This window comes from Paracoccus sp. DMF (assembly GCF_004407025.1).
In the GTDB taxonomy this organism is placed as follows: domain Bacteria; phylum Pseudomonadota; class Alphaproteobacteria; order Rhodobacterales; family Rhodobacteraceae; genus Paracoccus; species Paracoccus aminovorans_B.
The window spans coordinates 1-2,292 of sequence record NZ_SOKV02000111.1 but is presented as its reverse complement, the minus strand read 5'-3'; the positions used below and the strand labels follow the sequence as shown (position 1 = coordinate 2,292).

The window sequence follows — 2,292 nt, the reverse complement described above, 5'->3', positions numbered from 1 at the left end:
GATGCCCGAAGGTCTTCCTGTCTGCCGTCGCTCTCGCCGCCACCGTCCTGTTCTGGCTATGCACGTGAACGAATCCTGACTCTGGGGTGCGACTTACCGCTTGCGCCTTCTTGGGCGCCGCCGATGTAAAGCTGTTATGCTTTCGCATGAGGGTTTCCACCGACACGCCGAACACCTTACCGATGCGGATTATCATTTCCGGCGCCGGACGTTCGCGAGCGCGGTCAAGGCGCGGGTGACGCCGACATCGGCAGCAGCCGTATCCGACAGGCCGAGAAGTTCGATCACCTCGGTCTTCACGAAGCCGCCGGGATCAGCGGGCGCCATCGTTCGGATACCGCTCATTGCGCTCGCGCCCACGTTTCAGCCGCTTCCTTCGTAATCGGCTCTCATCGTTACGTGCGTCGATCCTGGACGTGACTGCACCAACCGGCGCGGCCCGGAGCTCGCACCTCGCCCGCCCGGGTCCGCTTCCAGGACGGTGCGGCGACCGTCATCACTGACCTGCCAAAGCGCGTCGATTGGGAGCGGACGAAGCTCGCGGCGCTCGTCGAGTGCATCAAGGCTGATGGCGGGATCCCGCCGAATACGTCGACATCTCCTTCGATGTTGCCGAGCGCATCCTGCCTTCGTGGACGAGGCGCAGGAAATAGCCGATGGCGGCCGAGGCACCTTCGAAACGGGACCGGTCGTCCGCGCTGCCTTCGTGGACCGCGGTCACGAGGACATCGTCGATGGCGGGTTTCCGATGCGGCTCGGCCGTGGCCATGCCGACGCCGGGCATGGGCGGCATGTCGGCGACGCGCTCGGCCATCTCGGCGAGATCGGCCTCCGTCCCGGTGGCCTCGCGGATCTGCACGAGCCGGGTCAGCCCGCCCTTGTGATAGACGGTGCCGGGAAGGCGGACGGCCGGGCGGGACATGACGCCGGCGCTCGCTACGGCGCGGGCTCTCGGGGTCGATCCGCTGATCGCTGCCGAATGCCTGCTCGAGATCGAGACAGTGATGGTGCGCAAGCTCACCGAGCAGATAGCAAGCGACGAAAGGCCGGATTTCAGGGCTTAATTTTCTCGATCAGCGTTACGCCCGGCAGTCCGTCGAAATGCGCATCGCAGGTGATCAGGGAGGCGTCTTGGGCGCGAGCGGTGGCGAAGACGATGGCGTCGGCGGTCGCGAGCTTATGCACCCGGCAGGCCTCGGCCGCCACCAGAGCGATTTCGGTGTCGAGCGGCAGGACGTGGCAGAGCTGCGTGAAGGCGATCACCTGATCGGCCTTGTCCTCACCCACCTCGCGGGCGAGCCATTTCGCCAGTTCGAGCTGCACCATGGTCGGAACCAGCCAGTCGGATTGCTCGGGCAGATGCGCAGTCACTGCCTCGCCGGTCGGCGAACCGATCAGCCATTCGATCCAGGCGGACGTGTCGACGAGACGCATCAGACGCGATCCGACCGGTCCCGGTAATCGGTCGCGGACGCACCTTTCGCGATCCCGGCCAGCGCCTCGCGCTTCGGCACCGGCACGAGCAGCACGCCGGTTCCCTTGGGGATGAAAGCGAAGGTCAGCCCGGCTTCCCAGTGCTGGGCCGCGCGGATCGCCTTGGGAATCGAGATCTGGAACTTCGAGGACAGGGTGGCGGTCTCGGACATGTTCCTACCTTCGGTTTATCGATGCGAAAAACGTAAGACAAACGCTCGCCGTTTTCAAGGAATCCCTGACAGATGAGCCAGAAACGCGTCTCCGTCCGCCTCGTCGCCGAAGGCGGCCGGCAGGTGAAGGCCGAGTTTCAGGCGGTCGGCGACGTAGGCGAGAACAGCTTCAAGCGGATCGAGCGGCAGGCCGACACCACCGGCGCGGTGGTGCGCCGGGTTGGGCGTCCTCGGCGCGGCGATCAGCGCCAGCTCGTGGCCTATGCCGACCAGTGGACCGACCTGCGCTCGCGTGTCGATCTCGCCGCCGGCTCGCGGGAAGCGGGCGCGGCCGTCATGGACCGGCTCGCCGCCATGGCGCGGCGGACCTATTCGAGCCTCGGGCAGACCACCGAGTCCTGGCTCGCCAATGCCACGGTCCTGCGCGAACTGGGGCTGGCGACGGCGGAATCGCTGGATTCACCGAGGCGCTGAACAACGCCATGGTCGTCTCGGGCGCGCGGCCTCGGTGCAGAACGCGCTGTTGAAGGCCATGGCCCTCGGCACGCTCATCCGCCGCGCCGACGATCTCGCGGCAATGGTCGCTTTCTTCGAGGCGAGGAACGGCCGCCTTCACGGCTTCCGCTTCAAGGACTGGGCCGATTTC

The 2,292-nt window shown here is 66.3% G+C and carries 7 protein-coding genes and 1 pseudogene; 3 read left to right on the top strand and 5 right to left on the bottom strand.

Annotation, left to right across the window (positions count from 1 at the left end; all coding sequences use genetic code 11):
• The 3 genes and pseudogenes from E3D03_RS20490 to E3D03_RS20480 form a co-directional block, all read right to left on the bottom strand.
• Positions 1 to 196, bottom strand: a pseudogene (locus E3D03_RS20490) (hypothetical protein); the annotation flags it as partial.
• Positions 193 to 327, bottom strand: coding sequence for a hypothetical protein (locus E3D03_RS20485; RefSeq protein ID WP_263568483.1), 135 nt, complete (start codon positions 325 to 327; stop codon positions 193 to 195). The pseudogene E3D03_RS20490 and the gene E3D03_RS20485, both read right to left, overlap by 4 nt.
• A gap of 232 nt (positions 328 to 559) precedes the next feature.
• Positions 560 to 922 carry a hypothetical protein gene (locus E3D03_RS20480; protein WP_263568482.1) on the bottom strand — a complete coding sequence of 121 codons (363 nt, stop codon included), beginning with the start codon at positions 920 to 922 and terminating at the stop codon, positions 560 to 562.
• On the opposite strand from E3D03_RS20480, the gene E3D03_RS20475 reads away from it, so the two are divergent.
• Positions 921 to 1,064, top strand: a complete 144-nt coding sequence (locus E3D03_RS20475; RefSeq protein ID WP_263568481.1) for a hypothetical protein — start codon at positions 921 to 923, stop codon at positions 1,062 to 1,064. The genes E3D03_RS20480 and E3D03_RS20475 overlap by 2 nt on opposite strands.
• Here E3D03_RS20475 and E3D03_RS20470 read toward each other — a convergent pair.
• The gene (locus E3D03_RS20470) at positions 1,054 to 1,434 is read right to left on the bottom strand and encodes a type II toxin-antitoxin system VapC family toxin (RefSeq protein WP_263568480.1); all 381 of its coding nucleotides are present in this window, start codon (positions 1,432 to 1,434) and stop codon (positions 1,054 to 1,056) included. The genes E3D03_RS20475 and E3D03_RS20470 overlap by 11 nt on opposite strands.
• Entirely contained in the window at positions 1,434 to 1,646 is a 213-nt protein-coding gene (locus E3D03_RS20465; protein WP_063184944.1) for an AbrB/MazE/SpoVT family DNA-binding domain-containing protein, read from the bottom strand. The genes E3D03_RS20470 and E3D03_RS20465 overlap by 1 nt, the downstream gene beginning before the upstream one ends.
• A gap of 72 nt (positions 1,647 to 1,718) precedes the next feature.
• On the opposite strand from E3D03_RS20465, the gene E3D03_RS20460 reads away from it, so the two are divergent.
• Positions 1,719 to 2,120: a tape measure protein gene (locus E3D03_RS20460; protein ID WP_263568479.1), complete on the top strand. Its 402-nt coding sequence runs from the start codon at positions 1,719 to 1,721 to the stop codon at positions 2,118 to 2,120.
• A partial coding sequence (locus E3D03_RS20455) for a DUF2460 domain-containing protein (RefSeq protein WP_263568478.1) occupies positions 2,056 to 2,292 on the top strand: 237 nt, incomplete at its 3' end. The genes E3D03_RS20460 and E3D03_RS20455, both read left to right, overlap by 65 nt.